Annotated in this window: 14 protein-coding genes and 1 pseudogene; 13 read left to right on the top strand and 2 right to left on the bottom strand. The window is 61.7% G+C overall.

The annotated features are described in order from the left end of the window. Positions 1 to 88: 88 nt before the first annotated feature. From L2I46_RS25220 to L2I46_RS25190, 7 genes are read left to right on the top strand one after another with little or no spacing between them, the layout of a single operon-like run. Positions 89 to 1087: an aldo/keto reductase gene (locus L2I46_RS25220; RefSeq protein WP_023289471.1), complete on the top strand. Its 999-nt coding sequence runs from the start codon at positions 89 to 91 to the stop codon at positions 1085 to 1087. Positions 1088 to 1136: 49 nt separating this feature from the next. Then, entirely contained in the window at positions 1137 to 2324 is a 1188-nt protein-coding gene (locus L2I46_RS25215; RefSeq protein ID WP_023289472.1) for an MFS transporter, read from the top strand. Next, positions 2321 to 3385, top strand: coding sequence for an aldo/keto reductase (locus tag L2I46_RS25210; RefSeq protein WP_023289473.1), 1065 nt, complete (start codon positions 2321 to 2323; stop codon positions 3383 to 3385). Before L2I46_RS25215 ends, L2I46_RS25210 begins: the two co-directional genes overlap by 4 nt. 60 nt (positions 3386 to 3445) lie before the next feature. Then, positions 3446 to 4930 (top strand): FAD-dependent oxidoreductase, encoded by a 1485-nt coding sequence (locus tag L2I46_RS25205; RefSeq protein ID WP_032452667.1) that lies wholly within the window; start codon positions 3446 to 3448, stop codon positions 4928 to 4930. A gap of 2 nt (positions 4931 to 4932) precedes the next feature. Beyond that, positions 4933 to 6138: an acetyl-CoA C-acyltransferase gene (locus L2I46_RS25200; protein ID WP_023289475.1), complete on the top strand. Its 1206-nt coding sequence runs from the start codon at positions 4933 to 4935 to the stop codon at positions 6136 to 6138. Between the two features lie 13 nt (positions 6139 to 6151). Then, complete coding sequence (locus tag L2I46_RS25195; RefSeq protein WP_023289476.1) at positions 6152 to 6937, top strand: AfsA-related hotdog domain-containing protein; 786 nt, start codon at positions 6152 to 6154, stop codon at positions 6935 to 6937. Further along, positions 6918 to 7571 carry an HAD family hydrolase gene (locus L2I46_RS25190; protein ID WP_236948300.1) on the top strand — a complete coding sequence of 218 codons (654 nt, stop codon included), beginning with the start codon at positions 6918 to 6920 and terminating at the stop codon, positions 7569 to 7571. Before L2I46_RS25195 ends, L2I46_RS25190 begins: the two co-directional genes overlap by 20 nt. Positions 7572 to 7633: 62 nt before the next feature. Here L2I46_RS25190 and L2I46_RS25185 read toward each other — a convergent pair whose 3' ends face one another. Continuing rightward, on the bottom strand, positions 7634 to 8908 hold the full coding sequence (locus L2I46_RS25185) for a Glu/Leu/Phe/Val family dehydrogenase (protein WP_032452671.1): 1275 nt from the start codon (positions 8906 to 8908) through the stop codon (positions 7634 to 7636). A 212-nt stretch (positions 8909 to 9120) separates the two neighbouring features. After that, a pseudogene (locus L2I46_RS25180) lies at positions 9121 to 9267 on the bottom strand (hypothetical protein). Positions 9268 to 9436: 169 nt separating this feature from the next. On the opposite strand from L2I46_RS25180, the gene L2I46_RS25175 reads away from it, so the two are divergent. The 6 genes from L2I46_RS25175 to L2I46_RS25150 are packed head-to-tail and all read left to right on the top strand — an operon-like array spanning position 9437 to position 16948. Further along, positions 9437 to 10642: a bifunctional succinylornithine transaminase/acetylornithine transaminase gene (locus L2I46_RS25175; RefSeq protein WP_032452672.1), complete on the top strand. Its 1206-nt coding sequence runs from the start codon at positions 9437 to 9439 to the stop codon at positions 10640 to 10642. Positions 10643 to 10660: 18 nt separating this feature from the next. Continuing rightward, positions 10661 to 11683: an arginine N-succinyltransferase gene (astA, locus tag L2I46_RS25170; protein ID WP_077253900.1), complete on the top strand. Its 1023-nt coding sequence runs from the start codon at positions 10661 to 10663 to the stop codon at positions 11681 to 11683. After that, positions 11674 to 13140 (top strand): succinylglutamate-semialdehyde dehydrogenase, encoded by a 1467-nt coding sequence (gene astD / locus L2I46_RS25165; RefSeq protein WP_023289481.1) that lies wholly within the window; start codon positions 11674 to 11676, stop codon positions 13138 to 13140. The genes astA and astD overlap by 10 nt, the downstream gene beginning before the upstream one ends. A gap of 21 nt (positions 13141 to 13161) precedes the next feature. After that, positions 13162 to 14502: an N-succinylarginine dihydrolase gene (astB, locus tag L2I46_RS25160; protein WP_032452675.1), complete on the top strand. Its 1341-nt coding sequence runs from the start codon at positions 13162 to 13164 to the stop codon at positions 14500 to 14502. 10 nt (positions 14503 to 14512) lie between these two features. Then, positions 14513 to 15508: a succinylglutamate desuccinylase gene (gene astE, locus L2I46_RS25155; protein ID WP_105490541.1), complete on the top strand. Its 996-nt coding sequence runs from the start codon at positions 14513 to 14515 to the stop codon at positions 15506 to 15508. Between the two features lie 9 nt (positions 15509 to 15517). Beyond that, on the top strand, positions 15518 to 16948 hold the full coding sequence (locus tag L2I46_RS25150; protein WP_032452677.1) for an amino acid permease: 1431 nt from the start codon (positions 15518 to 15520) through the stop codon (positions 16946 to 16948). The last annotated feature ends 218 nt before the right edge of the window (positions 16949 to 17166 follow it).

Raw genomic sequence — 17166 nt, 5'->3', positions numbered from 1 at the left:
GCTAACACCGCGTTCGGAATAGATTAATTGTTATCAATGTAAAAGGGAAGTATATATTTAATAACATTCAGCACGTAAGGAAAATAAGGTGAAAACACGTTATCTCGGAAAAGAGAAGTTCCAGGTTTCCGCATTGGGTCTCGGGTGTATGGGAATGAGTTTCGCCTATGGCGGCGCTGAGGAGTCGCAGGCGATAAATACCATCCATGCCGCAGTGGACATGGGGGTGACCTTCCTGGATTCCGCCGAAGTGTATGGGCCTTTTGACAATGAAGTCCTTGTTGGGAAAGCGATTAAAGGCATCCGCGATAAGGTGCAGATTGCCACCAAATTTGGCTTTCGTATTCTGCCGACCGGCCAGGGGCTGGAGCGGATGGCCGGCGTCGACAGCCGTCCGGAACATATTCGCGAGGCGGTGGAAGGGTCGCTGAAGCGGCTGAATATCGAGACCATCGATCTGCTCTATCAGCACCGCGTCGATCCTGCGGTGCCGGTGGAAGAGGTGGTGGGCACCATGGCCGACCTGGTCAAAGAGGGTAAAATTCGCCATATCGGGCTGTCGGAAGTGTCAGCCCAGACGCTGCGCCGGGCCTGCAAGGTGCATCCGATCGCTGCGGTGCAGACGGAATACTCGCTATGGACCCGTGAGCCGGAGGGCGGCATCCTCAAGGCCTGCCGCGAACTGGGCGTGGGCTTTGTCCCTTACAGTCCGCTGGGCCGCGGCTTCCTGACGGGCCAGATCACCGACCCCGGCGTCTTCGCAGCCGATGATTTTCGTCGCAATCTGCCGCGCTTCCAGGCCGAAACCATGCGCAAAAACCAGCAACTGCTCGACCGTCTGCAGCAGGTCGCCAGCCGCTACGAGGCCACCCTGGCGCAGATGGCCCTCGCCTGGGTGATGAGCAAAGGGGAAGATATCGTGCCGATCCCCGGGGCGCGAAAAATGAACCATCTGCGCGATAATGCCGCTGCAGCCGATATTATGCTCTCCCCTGAGGATATTCTCGCCATCGATCATATTTTCGCTCCCGAAAACGTCGCCGGATTACGCTATAACCAGGGCGACTTTAATTTAATCGATAAATAATCTCCTGAATACGCTCCTCCCGCCGGTCTGGCGGGAGATAAGGTAACTTATGACTATTGCTGTTTCCCGTCCGGCGGGATTGCCTGCGGCGGTGTATGCGCTTTCCGTGGGTTCATTTGGTATTGGCACCACCGAATTTGTGATTATGGGTTTATTACTCGATGTAGCCCATGACTTTCATATATCCATTACGCTCGCCGCCTGGTCTATTACCGCTTATGCCTGTGGGGTGGTGATTGGCGCGCCGCTGCTTACGCCGCTATTAAGCCGTTATCGCAAAAAACCGGCGCTGTTATTTTTAATGATCTTATTTTCCATTGGAAATTTAGGCTGTGCGATCGCCGGTAATATGACCATGCTAATTATTGCCCGGGTAATAACTGCGTTCGCTCACGCCTCGTTCTTCGGAATAAGTTCGGTCTATGCCGCGGAGCTGGCGCCGGTGGATAAACGGGCTTCGGCGGTCTCCGCCGTGTTTCTCGGCGCCACCCTGGCCAATATTCTGGGCGTGCCGCTCGGCGCCTGGGTGGGGCAGTACCTTGGCTGGCGCTATACCTTCTATATGGTCACGCTGATCGGCATTCTCTCCGCCCTGGCGGTGATCGCCCTGGTGCCTGGCCGTCAGGCGCAGCCGTCGGCCCAGAGCCGGATCCGCGATGAGCTGAAGGTGCTCCGTCATCCCGCGGTGCTGCGCAGCCTGCTGATCACCGCCCTCGGGTTCTCCGGCGTCTTCGCCGCCTTCACCTACATCGCGCCGATGCTGAAAACCGTCACCGGGATGAGCGACCACCTTATTCCGCCGGTGCTGATGCTGTTCGGCGTCGGGATGGTCGCCGGGAATCATCTTGGCGGCCGACTGACCGACGGCGGCGTCCGCCGGGCGCTGCTGCTAACTCTCGCCTTGCTCAGCGTCGTCCTGTGTCTTTTTCCGTGGGCGATTCAGACGCTGCCCGGCGCCTGCGCGGCGGTGTTTCTGCTGGGGGCGGCGATGTTCTCCACCATTCCGCCGCTGCAGATGCAGGCCCTGGACAGCAGTGAGAGCGGCAAAAGCATGGTCTCTTCGTGCAATATCGCCGCCTTTAACCTCGGCAATGCCGGCGGCGCCTGGTTTGGCGGGCTGCTGCTCGCCTCCGGCGTTTCTCTCTCGCACATTCCCCTGGCCGGTGCTTGCCTGACCGCCAGCGGATGGGTTATCGCTAGTGTGACGTTGTCACCTTTAAAAGGAAGTCAAGCATGAAGTATCGATATTTAGGTTCCACCGGGCTGTCGGTTTCGGAGCTCTGTTTTGGCGCCATGACGTTTGGCGAAAAAGGGGCCTTTCTCGGCGCGCCGGGGCGCAACTGGTCGGAATTCGGCGTGGTGCCTGAGCAGACGGCCTACGATCTGGTGTACAAAGCGCTGGACGCCGGGATTAACTTTTTTGATACCGCGGACTGTTATAAGAACGGCCAGGGCGAAGAGCTGCTCGGCAACGCGCTGAAGGGAAAACGCCAGCAGGTGATTATCGGCACCAAAGGACGCTGGCAAACCGACCCCAACCCGAACGCGCTGGGGGCGTCGCGCTACCATATCATCAATGCCGTCGAGGCCAGCCTGCAGCGGCTGAAGACCGATTATATCGATATCTATCACCTTCACGGGTTCGATCCGCGCACCGCGCTGGAGGATACCCTGCGCACGCTGGATACACTGATCCGCGCCGGGAAAATTCGCTATATCGGGGTCTCCAACTACGCGGCCTGGCAGCTGGCGAAGGCGCTGGGGATCTCGGAGCGCCTTGGGCTGGAGAAATTCTGCGTCTATCAGGGCTATTACAATATCGCCGCGCGTGAACTGGAGCATGAGATTATTCCGCTCAGCGTCGATCAGAACGTCGGCATCACCGTCTGGAGCCCGCTGGCCGGGGGCTTTCTCACCGGCAAATACCCACGCAATCAGGCGTTTCCCGAGGGCAGTCGCCTGGCGAACGCCACGCCGTTCGAATCCGCGCCGATCGCCAACCGCGAGCAGGCCTGGCAGACCCTGGAGGTGATGCAGGAGATTGCCCGCCAGCGCAACGCCAGCGTCGCGCAGGTGGCGCTCAACTGGCTGCGTACCCGTCCGGGGATCGCTTCGCTGGTGATCGGCGCGACCAAACTGGCCCAGCTGGAGGATAACCTGGCGGCGCTGAACTGGACGCTGAGCGACGAGGAGACGGCGATCCTCAACAGCGTGAGCGAGAAAGAGAAACCATACCCCTACTGGCATATCTGCAATGTCGCCGGCGATCGTCGTCTGGCCGATGATATCTATCCCTAATCACCCTACACCCAGGCAACACGCGTATGCCCCGCACGGGGCATACAGAGAGGCTCGATCGTGAAAAAAGTACTCATTGTTGGCGCCGGCCCGGTAGGGTTAATCATTGGCTGCTATCTGAATAAGTATGGAATTGATTTTGATATCATTGATAAAAATACCCACAGCACCACCTGGTCCAAAGCGCTGAGCGTCAGTCCGGCGACCATTAAAGCCTTCCACGGCTTAGGCCTTGCCGGGGAACTGATCGCCCAGGGAAAGCAGGTTCAGTCAGTCTACGCTTACTATAAAAACCGCAAATTCCTGCATATCGATAACCGCCGACTCGCCACCTGCTACCCCTTCCATGTCAGTATCCCGCAGCCGCGGACGGAGAAGATCCTCGAAACGGCGTTGGCCGACGCCGGGCGGGTGGTAAAACGTGGGCACCAGCTGGTCTCCTGGCGCCGGGAGGGGGAACGCTATCACGTCTCCCTGCTCGACGATGCCCGCCGGGCCTATTCCGCCGCTTATGACTATATTATCGGCGCCGACGGCGCGGCCAGCACCGTCCGCGAGCTGGCCGGGATCGGCTTTAGCGGTCATGACTATCCGCTGCATTTTGTGATGGCGGACGTGCAATTCGACCGCGCGGCGGCGCTCCCGGGAACCTCCTACCATATTGATGAGCAGGGCTTTTTGATTTTCCTGCCCATGCCGGACAATCAGGTCAGGATCGTGATTAAAAAAGCCGGGCGCCTACCGACGCCGCGTCCGGTGCCGGACCTGCAAGAGATCAACGCCGCGCTGGCGCGGTTCTGTCCCGAGGTTCCTCCGGCGCAGGCGCTGACCTGGTCTTCCAGCGCCAATTTCTATAACCGCATCGCCGATGACAATCTGCAGCATCATATTATGCTGGCGGGAGATGCCTTCCACCTGTTCAGTCCCATTGGCGGGCAGGGGATGAACACCGGCGTCCAGGATGCGGTGAACCTCGCCTGGAAGCTGGCTTTCTATCTGCACGGCGTGGCCACTGACCGACTGCCGGCGTCCTATCGCGCCCAGCGCTTCGCGGCGGTGAGCGGCGTGCTTCGCTCCACCGATCGCGATACCGGCCTGATTGCCGGTCTGGTGCCGAGAAATCATATCGACGGGGTCTACTTTCCGGAGTTCTGCAACCGTCACTACTATCGTCACCAGCTGCCGCTGCAGTACGCCGGTTTCACCGCAACGCAGGCGCAGCACCCGGACGGCCTGGCAGGGCACCATGTTCCCTGGTACGTTTTTGCCTCGCCGCAGGCGATGTTTCGCAACAGCTATGACGTCTTCGCCAGCGGTAAGGTGGTGATCTTTTCCGCCCGCGCCGCTTGTCCTCCTATGTCCCGCCTGAAGCAGGCCGGCTGGTTTATATTCTGCCCCCTCGAACCGGCGGACGAGGCGTTTCTCGAAGCGCTACAGATCGGCCCCGATGACTATGCGGTGGTCAATCCCGATGGCTATGTGGGCTTTACCGGCAGCGAAGCCGGGACACGGCAGTATCTTTCCTCGCTCTACGTAATGGAATAATCATGAACAAAGTCTATATCGTCGCGGCCTGCCGTACGCCGGTGGGGCGCTTTCTTGGCGCCCTGAAAACGGTCTCCGCGGTGGAGCTGGCCGCGCTCACCGTCAGGCACAATCTGCAGCAGGCCGGCATTGACCCGGCGTGGATCGATGAGGTGATCTGCGGCTGCGTCCTTGCCGCCGGGCAGGGGATGGGACCGGCGCGTCAGGTTGCGCTGCGGGCGGGGATCCCGGTGCAAAAGCCGGCTTACACCCTGAATATGATCTGCGGTAGCGGCATGAAAAGCCTGACCGAAGGGGCGATCCATATCCAGAGCGGTTATGCCGACCTGGTGGTCGCCGGCGGAATGGAAAATATGAGTCAGGCGCCGTTTTTGCTGCGGGGAGAGATAAGGGGCGGGATGAAATTCGGCGCGTTCAGCAGTGAAGATGTGATCCAGCGCGACGGATTAACCGATCCGCTGCTGCAGATCCCGATGGGGGAAACGGCGGAGGCCATCGCCGCGCAGGAGCAGATCTCGCGCGCGGCGCAGGACCAGTATGCCCTGGAGAGCCATCACAAAGCCTCCGCCGCCAGCCGCGCCGGCTATTTTGCCGATGAGATGGTGCCGGTGACGGTCAGCGCGAAGCGGGGCGTCAGCACGGTCCGCGAGGATGAGCCGATCCGCCATGATCTTAGCGCCGAGCAGCTGGCGGCGTTGAAACCGGCCTTTCGCGCTGACGGCAGCGTCACGGCGGGCAATGCATCCGGGCTGAACGATGGCGCCGCGTCGGTGATCCTCGCGTCGGCGCGCGCCGTTGCCCGCTATGGCCTGCAGCCGCTGGCGGAGATTGTCTCCTTTGGCGAGGGCGGCGTCGACCCGTCCATGATGGGGCTTGGCCCGCTGCCGGCGATAGCGTGCGCCCTGCGCCGCGGGCGTTTTCAGCTCAGCGATATGGCCCGGCTGGAGATCAACGAAGCCTTTGCCGCACAGGTGCTGGGGGTGGTCAAGGGACTGGCCAGAGCGCATCAGATGACGGAGGAGGAGATTGCTTCCCGGCTGAACGTCCACGGCGGCGCGATCGCCCTCGGCCATCCGCTGGGCAGTTCCGGGACGCGGATTGTGGTCAGCCTGGTGCACGCGCTGCGCCGGGAGAATCAACCGACCGGCCTGGCGTCGCTGTGCATCGGCGGCGGGATGGGGATTGCGTTACTGGTGAAAACGATCTGAGGAGACAAGCGCCATGGAAAAATTAATTGTGGTGGGTGAGAAATTTACCGATTTTGCCCGGCGGCATGAGAATGTGCTGACGGTGAATGAGTTTGAGCGGTTTGTCTGGAGCGGCGAGCTGGCCGGGGTCGATAAAATCGTTATCGGTCAGGGGGTACAGCTCGACGACATCTCCCGCACCATCTGCATTATTCGTCAGCACTATCCGGACACAATGCGCCAGATCGTCAATCTGCAGGATCTCTATTATCAAAACAATCGCGATCATCAGCGGCTGGTACATAAACGTAAAAAAGCGAATATCCTCATCACCTCGCCGGAAAAACGCGATGAGGATAGCTATTGCGCGCGCCTGATCCTGCAGGATGCCTCGGAGCTGCTCTGCGACCACCAGACCGGGCAACATATTCAGGGGATGGTGCTGATCGAGGCGGCGCGGCAGACCATCATCGCCACCACGGAAAAATTCCTGCTGGCGGAGGCCGGCGTGGCGATGGCGGAGAAGTACTTTACCCTGAGCTCGCTGCAGGTGGCCTTTTCCTGCTTTGTTTTTCCGCTGCCGGTGACCATCGTCCTCAACGTGGTGTCGCGCAAAAGTTCAGCCCATGGCCGCTTCACCTGTGAATGCTCGGTGGGGTTTGACCAGACCGGCACTCGCAAAGCGGAAGTTGGCTTTAGCTTCAGCGTCTATGACCTTAACTACATCACTCGCAAAGAGTGCGAGCAGGCGGCGCAGTGCCATCAACATTATCTGGTCAGTATTGAGCAGGGGGACGGGGATGAGCATCGCCTTTTTTGATGTGGATGAAACGCTGATTACCGGCAAAAGTATGTTCCTGTTTCTGCACCGCTATGCCGCGGAATATCCGCTGCAGTGCGGTTTGACGGCCGCGGCGATTGTCCGGCAGCTGCAGGCGCTCAGCGAAGCGGGTCAGCCGCGGGAGGCGATCAACCGCTACTATTACTCGCTGTTTCGCCACGAGTCGCGCCCCCGGGTGCGGGCGGTCGCCGAGCGCCTGTATCACGAAGGCGGATTTGGTTTTCACCGCGAGGTGGCGGCGCGCCTCAGGCAGCACCAGGCGCGGGGGGATGACGTGGTGTTTGTCTCCGGGTCGATGACCGACATTCTCTGGCCGGCGATGGCGGCGCTGGGGGTGGAGCATGCCCTGTGCTCAGAGCCGGTCGTGGTGGATGACCGCTATACCGGCGAGCTCTGGCGGACCGCCATCGGCGAACACAAGGCGGCGCATGCCCAATGCTATGCGCAGGAACAGGGCCAGCCACTGGCGGCATGCTACGCCTTCGGCGATCATATCTCGGATCTGCCGCTGCTCGCCGCGGTCGGCCACCCCTGCGCGGTGAATCCCTCTCCGGGGCTGCTGGCGGAGGCGCAGCGTCGGGGATGGCCAGTGCTGTGGTCCACCGGCGGCTGACGGCGCGACGGCAAAAAAAAGGGGCGGCGCAATGCCACCCCTGATTCGCTCCCTGACGGGGATCAGCCCGGGTAGATGCCGCGGTCTTTACGCGCCATCAGGATGCGCTCGCAGGCCACGATATAGGCGGCGGTACGCAGGGTACATTCTTTCTCGGCCGCTTTATCGCAGACGTGAATAATGGCGTCGGTCATGATGCGGTCCATCTTGGCGTTGATCTCCTCTTCGCTCCAGAAGAAGCTGGCCATGTCCTGCACCCACTCAAAGTAGCTGACGGTCACCCCGCCGGCGTTGCAGATAACGTCCGGCACCACGATCACCCCGCGCTCGGCCAGCACATCGTCCGCTTCCGGATAGGTTGGGCCGTTAGCCCCTTCCAGCACCAGTTTGCAGCTCAGTTTCTCAGCGCGCTCGCGGGTGATTTGCCCTTCCAGCGCCGCCGGGATCAGGATGTCCATCGGGGTGGTCCAGAATGCCTCTTTATCGATCTCCTGGGCGCCCGGGAAACCGGCGATCTGCTTTTTCTCCGCCTGCCAGGCGGTGAGGGCGGTCATATCAATCCCGCCTTCGTTGTACAGGGTGGCGGTGTGATCCTGAATGACCACTACGCGGGCGCCGACGCCGGCGAACAGGCGCGCCGCTTCGCTACCGACGTTACCAAAGCCCTGCAGCGCCACTTTAGCGCCTTCAATTTCGATGCCGGCGCGACGGGCCACTTCCCGGCCGGTGACGAACACGCCGCGTCCGGTGGCTTTTTCACGACCGAGGGAGCCGCCGAGGTGGATCGGCTTGCCGGTGACCACGCCGGTGATGGTGGTGCCATGGTTCATGGAGTAGGTGTCCATCATCCACGCCATCACTTTGCCGTTGGTGCCAACGTCCGGCGCCGGAATATCTTTCTGCGGCCCGATGATAATGCCGATTTCGCTGGTATAGCGGCGAGTCAGGCGTTCCAGTTCACCTTCCGACAGCGAGAAGGGGTCGACGCGGATGCCGCCTTTGGCCCCGCCGTAAGGAATATTGACCGCGGCGCACTTAATGGTCATCCAGGCAGAAAGTGCCATGACTTCGTTAAGATCAACATCCGGATGGTAGCGAACACCACCTTTACCCGGCCCACGCGAAAGATTGTGCTGAACGCGATAGCCCTCGAAGTGGCGAATGGTGCCGTCGTCCATCTGCACAGGGATGTCAACGATCAGCGCACGCTTCGGATGGCGCAGGGTTTCCACCCAGTAGGCAAGATCGCCAAGATAAGGCGCGACACGGTCGATCTGGCGCAGGTAGGTGGTCCATGGAGATGTACTACTTTCAGATGCGTAAGATAACTTTTCCATAAGAGTCCTGTTTCTCAGTGTTATTTATGTCGTGTAAAACCGTGGAATAGCTACAGCAGTAAACTCTGTGCAATGAATGGTATCACCAATTTTATAAAGCGGTATTTGACGGCAATTCCGATTTTTAAATTTTTGTTAGAAATTTTATTTTTTAAGTGAATAACTACGCACGAGAACCACCCGCAAGCTGTGCATTTTAATTCACTTTTTATTCACTTAAGTGCATAAGAAAATATTTTTTCTATGTTTTTCATTATCTTGATGATCTTCAAAAAGTGAATAAATTGCGTTTCCCCATATTGACAATCTTATTGTTCACAGGCCAGCATTAGCCCACACAACAACATGGCGTTAACCATGAATTAACAAATACCCGTAAAAAGAATAGGGCTTAAGTTTTCTGTGGTGAATATTTTTACCATCGCAGCGGGCGCGCTCGTGCCCAAAATAAGCCGAGGGTCAGGGTTAATGTCGATTGTCCAACGCGGCGGGAGCATTTTCCGTCGTCTTACGTTCCGGAGATGAATGATGTCAGGCAGTATGACTCGCGAAGATTTTGACGCTTACCTGGTTCCCTGTTTTGCCCCCGCGCCGTTTATTCCGGTGAGGGCGGCGGGCTCCCGCGTCTGGGACCAGCAGGGGAAAGAGTATATCGATATGGCCGGCGGCATCGCAGTGAACGCCCTCGGCCATGCCCACCCGGCGCTGGCTGAGGCCCTGCAGGGGCAGCTGGCGAAACTGTGGCATATCGGCAATGGCTATACCAACGAACCGGTGCTGCAGCTGGCGAAAACCCTGGTGCAGTCCACCTTTGCCGACAAGGTGTTCTTCTGCAACTCCGGCGCTGAAGCGAACGAGGCGGCCCTTAAGCTGGCGCGGAAATATGCCCACGATAAGTTCGGCGGTGAAAAAAGCGAAATCATCGCCTTCAACCACGCCTTCCATGGCCGCACGCTGTTCACCGTCTCCGTCGGCGGCCAGCCGAAATATTCCAGCGATTATGCGCCGCTGCCGCAGGGCATTACCCATCTGCCCTATAACGATATCGAGGCGGCCACCGCGGCGATCTCCTCACGTACCTGCGCGGTGATCGTCGAGCCGATTATCGGCGAAGGCGGGGTGATCCCGGCGGACCCGGCGTTCCTCCAGGCGCTGCGCGCCCTCTGCGATCGCCATCACGCCACCCTGATATTCGATGAGGTGCAGACCGGCGCCGGGCGTACCGGCCATCTCTACGCCTACCAGCATTACAACGTCGTCCCGGACATCCTCACCAGCGCCAAAGGGCTGGGGGGCGGCTTCCCGATCGGCGCGATGCTGGCGAAAGAGGCCTGGGCGCAGGTCTTCCAGCCAGGCACCCATGGCACCACCTTCGGCGGTAACCCGCTGGCGGCGACCGTCGCCAACGCCGTGCTGGCCCATCTGGATGCGCCGCTGCTGGCGGGCGTCGGCGAGCGCCATGCGCTGATCGTCGACCAGCTGAATGCCCTCTCTGCCCGCTACGATGCGTTCAGCGCCGTGCGCGGCGCCGGTCTGCTGATCGGCGCCGAGCTGGCCGGACCGCTGCGCGGGAAGGCCAAAACCCTGACCAACCTGGCGGCGGAAGAGGGGGTGATCGCCCTGATTGCCGGTCCGGACGTGCTGCGCTTCGCGCCGGCGCTCAATATCCCGCTGGCGGATATTGCGCAAGCCTTCGTGCGCCTTGATCGCGCCGTTGCCCGCTTAACCCGCTAACCGGGAGGACGGCCTGTGATGCTATTTCGTCCCGTAAGGGAAAACGATCTTGACGACATCGTCCGCCTTGCCGCGCGGGCGGGGGTGGGCATGACCTCTTTACCCCATGATGCCGGGCGCCTGGCCGCCCGGATACGCCGCAGCATTGACACCTTCGCCGGCGTGCTGCCGCGCGGCCAGCAAGGCTTTCTGTTTGTGCTGGAAGACACCGCGCTGGAGCGGGTGGTGGGGGTCAGCGCCATTGAGGTGGCGGTGGGCCTGGACGAGCCCTTTTACAATTTTCGCATTCAGAAAACGGTTCGCGCCTCGAAAGCGCTGGGAGTCTATAAGCCTCAGGAGCTGCTCAATCTGAGCTATGACCACACCGGTCACAGCGAGCTGTGTACGCTGTTTCTCGACCCCGGGTATCAGCGCAACCGCAACGGTCTGCTGCTCTCCAAGGCGCGGTTTTTGTTTATCGCCGCCTTCCGCGAGTGGTTTTCGCCGCACCTGTTTGCCGAACTGCGCGGCTGCAGCGATGAGCAAGGGCAGTCGCCGTTCTGGGATGCGCTGGGCCATCACTTCTTCGAGATCCCGTTCGCCGATGCCGACCGGCTGACCGGCACCGGCATGAAAACCTTTATTGCCGAGCTGATGCCGGCGTACCCGATCTATATCTCGCTGCTGCCGGAGAATGCCCGTCAGGTCATCGGTCAGGTGCATCCCAACACCGCCCCGGCGCGGGCGATCCTCGAGAAAGAGGGGTTCAGCTGGCGCGGCTCGGTGGATATTTTCGATGCCGGTCCGGTGCTGGAGGCGGAGACCGATCAGATCCGCGCCGTGCGCGACTGCCAGTGCCTGCCGGCTCAGCAGCTGACGGGCACGCTGTCGGCGCCGACGCTGGTCGCCAACGGTCAGTTCGATAATTTTCGGGCGCTGCTGGTGGCCCACGAAGAGCAGGTCTCACTGGACGCCGCCGCGCTGGATGCGCTGCAGGTCACTGAAACCGACCGCGTTTACACGGTAACCCTGAACCCAGAGGAAAACAGATCATGGCGGTAAAAGCACAGTTCATAGCCGGGCAGTGGCAGCCGGGCAGCGGCGCTACGATGAGTAAACTGGCCCCGGAGGATCAATCTCTGCTGTGGCAGGCGGCCAGCGCGGGGGCCGACGACGTCCAGGCGGCCTGCGCCGCGGCGCGGGCGGCGTTTTATCCCTGGTCGCACCGCCCGCTGGCCGAACGTATTGACGTCGTACAGCGTTTCGCCGCGCTGCTGGAGACGCACAAAGAGGCGCTGGCGACCCTGATCTCCCGGGAGACCAGCAAGCCGCTGTGGGAGACCCGCACCGAAGTGCAGGCGATGATCGGCAAAGCCGCCATCTCCGTCGAGGCCTATCACCAGCGGACAGGCTTTCACGAGTCGACCCTGCCGGACGGTAAAGCGCAGCTGCGCCACAAGCCGCACGGCGTGATGGCGGTCTTCGGTCCCTACAACTTCCCGGGCCATCTGCCCAACGGGCATATCATTCCGGCGCTGATCGCCGGTAACACCGTGGTGTTTAAACCCAGCGAGCTGACGCCGGCCACTGCGGAACTGACGGTCCAGCTGTGGCAGCAGGCGGGCGTCCCCGACGGGGTGATTAACCTGCTGCAGGGCGGGAAAGCCACCGGCCAGGCGCTGCTGGAAAACCGCGATATCGACGGCGTGCTGTTCACCGGCAGCGCGGCGGCGGGTTTCCACTTCCATCGCTACTTCGGCGGTCAGCCGGAGAAGATGCTGGCCCTCGAGATGGGCGGCAACAACGCGCTGATCGTGGCCGACGTGGCCGATGTCGATGCGGCGCTGCATGTGATTATCCAGTCGGCGTTTATCTCCGCCGGACAGCGCTGCACCTGCGCGCGCCGGCTGATCGTTCAGCGCGGCGAGCAGGGGGATGCGCTGCTGCGGCGACTGGTGGAGGCCAGCGCGCAGATCCGCGCCGGGAAATGGGATGACCAGCCGGCGCCGTTTATGGGCGGGGTGATTTCTCTTGAGGCGGCGCAGAACATGCTGGCGGCGCAGCAGAAACTGGAGGCGCTCGGCGGCAAGGTGCTGCTGCGTATGCGCCAGCCCGACCCGCACTCCACGGTGCTGACCCCGGGGATCGTCGACGTCACCGGTATCGAGGTGCCGGATGAAGAGTACTTTGGTCCGCTGCTGACGGTTATCCGTTACGACGACTTCCCGGAGGCGATTCGCCTCGCCAACCAGACCCGCTATGGCCTGGCCGTGGGGCTGATCTCCCGCGATGCGGCGCAGTTTGACCAGCTGGCGGACGAGGCGCGAGCCGGGATCGTCAACTGGAACAAGCCGCTGACCGGCGCTTCCAGTAAAGCGCCGTTTGGCGGGGTGGGCGCCTCCGGCAACCACCGCGCGGCAGCGTGGTACGCCGCCGATTACTGTGCCTGGCCGATGGCCTCTCTGGTCAGCGACACGCTGACGCTTCCGGCGAACGTATCGCCGGGCCTGCCATTCTGATAACGGATCCTGTGAGGACATATGTCTGGTTTTGAAGCTAACTTTGATGGCCTGGTCGGCCCGACGCACCACTACGCCGGACTCTCCGTCGGCAATGAAGCCTCGCAAAATAACCGCGATGGTCTCTCTAACCCGAAAAAGGCCGCGCTGCAGGGGCTGTATAAAATGAAAGCCCTGGCCGATCGCGGATTCGTGCAGGGGATCCTGCCGCCGCAGCCGCGGCCGAACCTGCGCCTGCTGCGCGACCTGGGATTCGAGGGCAGCGATGAGCAGGTCATCCGCCAGGCGGCCCAGGCGGCGCCGCAGCTGCTCTCCGCCTTCAGCTCCGCCTCGTCGATGTGGACCGCCAACGCGGCGACCGTTTCGCCGTCGGCGGACAGCGCCGATGGCAAAGTCCATTTCACTGTCGCCAACCTGAACAATAAGCTGCACCGCATGCAGGAGGCGCCCACCACCTCGGCGATCCTGCGCGCCACCTTCGCCGATCCGCGCTTCTTCGCCCACCACGCGGCGCTGCCGCAGCATGGCGACCTCGGCGACGAAGGGGCGGCCAACCATAACCGCTTCTGCCGGGAGTACGATCGTCAGGGCGTGCAGCTGTTTGTCTACGGTCGACGCGCCAGCGGCGGCATCGCCCCGGTGAAGTATCCGGCGCGGCAGACCCTGGAGGCCAGCGAAGCGGTGGCCCGTCTGCACCAGCTGGATCCGCGCTATACGGTGTTTGCCCAGCAGGCGCCGCAGGCTATCGATCGCGGCGTGTTTCATAACGACGTTATCGCGGTCAGCAATCGCCATGTGCTGTTCCACCATCAGCAGGCGTTTGTCGATCAGTCGACAGTATTGGCGACGCTGCGGGCAAAAAGCGACCGTCTCGATATCCCGTTTACCAGCGTGGAAGTGCCGGACGAGCGGGTGTCGCTCGATGACGCCGTGGCCTCCTATCTGTTCAACAGCCAACTGCTGAGCAAACCCGACGGCAAGATGCTGATCGTGGTGCCAGAGGAGTGCCGGCAGCGGGAAAACGTCTGGCGCTACCTGGGCGACCTGGCGGCCGACAGCGCGTCGCCGATCGATGAAGTGGCGGTTTTTGACCTGCGGGAAAGCATGCGCAACGGCGGGGGCCCGGCCTGCCTGCGGCTGCGGGTGGTGCTCAACGAGGCGGAGCGCGACGCGGTCAACGCCCACAGCCTGATGAACGACGAGCGTTACCAGCAGCTGACGGCGTGGGTGGAAAAACACTACCGTGACCGGCTGCACGCCCGCGATCTGGCGGACCCGCAGCTGCTGCGCGAGGTTTATCAGGCGCTGGATGAGCTGACGCAGATCCTGCGTCTGGGCCCTGTCTATGATTTTCAGCGTTAAGGAGCGGCAGATGGAGCATCTGGTTAACGATTTACTGCACTGCCGCCTGCAGGAGTGGACCTTTCCGGCGGACATCGAGGCCCGCTGGCTGGGCGAGGGCATCCTGCAGCTGTTGCCGTCCACGCCGTGGCGTCAGGCGACGATCCTCTCCGCTGGCGTTCATGGCAATGAGACCGCGCCGACCGAGCTGCTGCTGCAGCTGACCCACGATCTGAGCCAGGGGCGGCAGCCGCTCACCCAGGCGCTGCTGATCGTCTTTGGTAACCTGCCGGCGATCCGCGCCGCGCGTCGCTATCTGCACAACGACCTCAATCGCCTGTTCGGCGGCCGCCATCTGGCGGTCTCCCCGGGCAATGAGTCGCGGCGGGCTTTTGCCCTCGAGCAGGCGGTGCAAGCCTTCTATCGCGCCGCCGACGCGGCGGGGCCGGTCAGCCGCAGCCATCTCGATATGCATACCGCCATTCGCGGGTCGCTGTATCGCCAGTTTGCGCTGCTCCCGGCCCACGCGGAGGATTTTTCGCCCGGCTTCTACCAACTGCTGCAGACCAGCGGGATGGACGCCATCGTGCGCCATACCGAAGCGGGCGGCACCTTCACTCATTTCACCTGCGAAAAATTCGCCGCGCAAAGCGCCACCCTTGAGCTGGGAAAAGTGATGCCGTTCGGCGCCAACGATCTCAGCCTGTTCGCCGCCGCCGACGCGGCGATCCGGGCCTGGATTTCTGACACGCCGCTGCCCACGCGCGACAAAGCGCCGGTGGATTTCTTCCTGGTCGAGGAGAGCATCATCAAGCGCGAAGGGGAATTTACGCTCAATCTCGCGGCCAACGTCGAGAACTTCACCGCGCTCCCGGCAGGGTATGAGATCGCCCGCCAGGCAGAGAAACGGTGGGTGGTGCAGGCCCGGGCCCCCTATATCCTCTTTCCCAATGCCGGGGTCGCCACCGGCCAGCGCGCCGGGCTGCTGCTCCGCGCCGCGGCGCTTCGCCTCCCGCAACCAGCCTGAGGAAACACCATGACTGAACATCAACATCAGGCGCCATCTGCCGCCGGAGGTGAAGGCGCGTCACAGCTTAAGCGCGGGCTTGGCGCCCGCCATATCCAGATGATCGCCCTCGGCGGCGCCATCGGCACCGGGCTGTTTATGGGGGCGGGGCGCAACATCGCCGTCGCCGGCACCTCGATTCTGGTTATCTATGTGCTGGTCGGGTTCTTTACCTATATGGTGATGCGGGCGATGGGGGAGCTGCTGCTCACCCGCCATGACTACCGCTCGTTTGCCGACTTTGTCGGCGAGTATCTCGGACCGCAGGCCAGCTTTTATCTCGGCTGGACCTACTGGCTGAGCTGGGTGGTGACCTGTATCGCCGACGTGGTGGTGTGCGGGAGCTATATGCAGTACTGGTTCCCCGAGCTGTCGGCGTGGATGCCGGCCCTCAGCATGCTGGCTATCCTGTTTCTGCTCAACCTGCTGTCGGTGAAAATGTTTGGCGAGGCGGAGTTCTGGTTCGCCCTGATCAAGGTGATCACCATTATCGCCCTGATCGCCACCGGCGGCTGGATGATTGCCACCGGCTGGACCTCTCCGGACGGCGTGACGGCTTCTCTGAGCCATCTCACCGACCCGACGGCCTTTATGCCTCACGGTATCACCGGCTTTTTCGCCGGCTTCCAGATAGCGATCTTCTCCTTTACCGGCATCGAACTGCTGGGGACGATGACGGCGGAGACCCGCGATCCACAGCGCATTTTGCCCAAGGCGATCAATGCCCTGCCGCTGCGGATTATCATCTTCTATCTGCTGTCGATGGTGGTGATCATCGCTGTCGCCTCCTGGCCGGGAGTGTCGGCGGAGACCAGCCCCTTCGTGACGCTGTTTGCCAAAGCCGGGCTGCCCGCGGCGGCGGCGGTGATTAACTTCGTGGCGCTGACCTCGGCGATGTCCTCGGCCAACAGCGGGGTCTTCTCCAGCACCCGCATGCTGTACGGCCTGTCGGTGGAGAAGCATGCGCACTGGCAGTTCCGCATTCTGTCGCGCAGCACCCGCATCCCGGTGCGCAGCCTGCTGTTTTCCTGCTTCTGTATGCTGATCGGTACGCTGCTACTGTTCCTGGTGCCGAATGTGATGACCCTGTTTACCATCGTCTCGACCCTGGCGGCGATTATGGTGGTGTTCAGCTGGGGGATGATCCTCGTGGCCTATCTGGTTTATCGCCGTCAGCGTCCGGACCTGCACGCCGGTTCGATCTTTAAGATGCCCTTTGGCGTGGCGATGAGCTGGGTGAGCCTGCTGTTCTTCGCGTTCGCCATCTTCATCATGATCTTTGATCCGGACACGCTGCTGGCGCTGCTGGCTTCTCCGCTGTGGTTTATCGCGCTGTGGGCCTTCTGGAAGCTGAAGCAGCGGCGCGAGGGGCAGCTTCAGCTGGACAATCAGAGCGCCTGACACCCGCCGGCCCTGGCGGCCGGCTACAACTCGTCTTAACCGTTGTTCTCGTTTGTCTGCCCGGTGGCGGCTGGCGCCTTACCGGGCCTGGATGCTTACCGGGCCCGGAAGGGTGCAGTTTCACCCGCGGTATGATCCCCCGTAGGCCCGCGCAAGCGCAGCGCCGCCGGGCGGGATAGTCGGCTTCGCAGCAGCTTTACTGCCCGGTGGCGGCTGGC

Origin of the sequence: Klebsiella sp. 2019SCSN059 (assembly GCF_021739525.1) — a bacterium.
GTDB lineage: Bacteria > Pseudomonadota > Gammaproteobacteria > Enterobacterales > Enterobacteriaceae > Klebsiella > Klebsiella quasipneumoniae.
Note: the sequence above shows the minus strand (reverse complement) of the source record. Positions and strands in the feature narration are given on the sequence as shown.

What these genes read in the sequence shown, in the direction of transcription:
- astA (WP_077253900.1), top strand. Translation starts at nt 10,661, where the DNA reads ATGCTATTTCGTCCCGTAAGGGAAAACGATCTTGACGACATCGTCCGC.
- astE (WP_105490541.1), top strand. Translation starts at nt 14,513, where the DNA reads ATGGAGCATCTGGTTAACGATTTACTGCACTGCCGCCTGCAGGAGTGG.
- L2I46_RS25175 (WP_032452672.1), top strand. Translation starts at nt 9,437, where the DNA reads ATGTCAGGCAGTATGACTCGCGAAGATTTTGACGCTTACCTGGTTCCC.
- astB (WP_032452675.1), top strand. Translation starts at nt 13,162, where the DNA reads ATGTCTGGTTTTGAAGCTAACTTTGATGGCCTGGTCGGCCCGACGCAC.
- astD (WP_023289481.1), top strand. Translation starts at nt 11,674, where the DNA reads ATGGCGGTAAAAGCACAGTTCATAGCCGGGCAGTGGCAGCCGGGCAGC.
- L2I46_RS25150 (WP_032452677.1), top strand. Translation starts at nt 15,518, where the DNA reads ATGACTGAACATCAACATCAGGCGCCATCTGCCGCCGGAGGTGAAGGC.
- L2I46_RS25190 (WP_236948300.1), top strand. Translation starts at nt 6,918, where the DNA reads ATGAGCATCGCCTTTTTTGATGTGGATGAAACGCTGATTACCGGCAAA.
- L2I46_RS25195 (WP_023289476.1), top strand. Translation starts at nt 6,152, where the DNA reads ATGGAAAAATTAATTGTGGTGGGTGAGAAATTTACCGATTTTGCCCGG.
- L2I46_RS25185 (WP_032452671.1), bottom strand. Translation starts at nt 8,908, where the DNA reads ATGGAAAAGTTATCTTACGCATCTGAAAGTAGTACATCTCCATGGACC.
- L2I46_RS25215 (WP_023289472.1), top strand. Translation starts at nt 1,137, where the DNA reads ATGACTATTGCTGTTTCCCGTCCGGCGGGATTGCCTGCGGCGGTGTAT.
- L2I46_RS25200 (WP_023289475.1), top strand. Translation starts at nt 4,933, where the DNA reads ATGAACAAAGTCTATATCGTCGCGGCCTGCCGTACGCCGGTGGGGCGC.
- L2I46_RS25210 (WP_023289473.1), top strand. Translation starts at nt 2,321, where the DNA reads ATGAAGTATCGATATTTAGGTTCCACCGGGCTGTCGGTTTCGGAGCTC.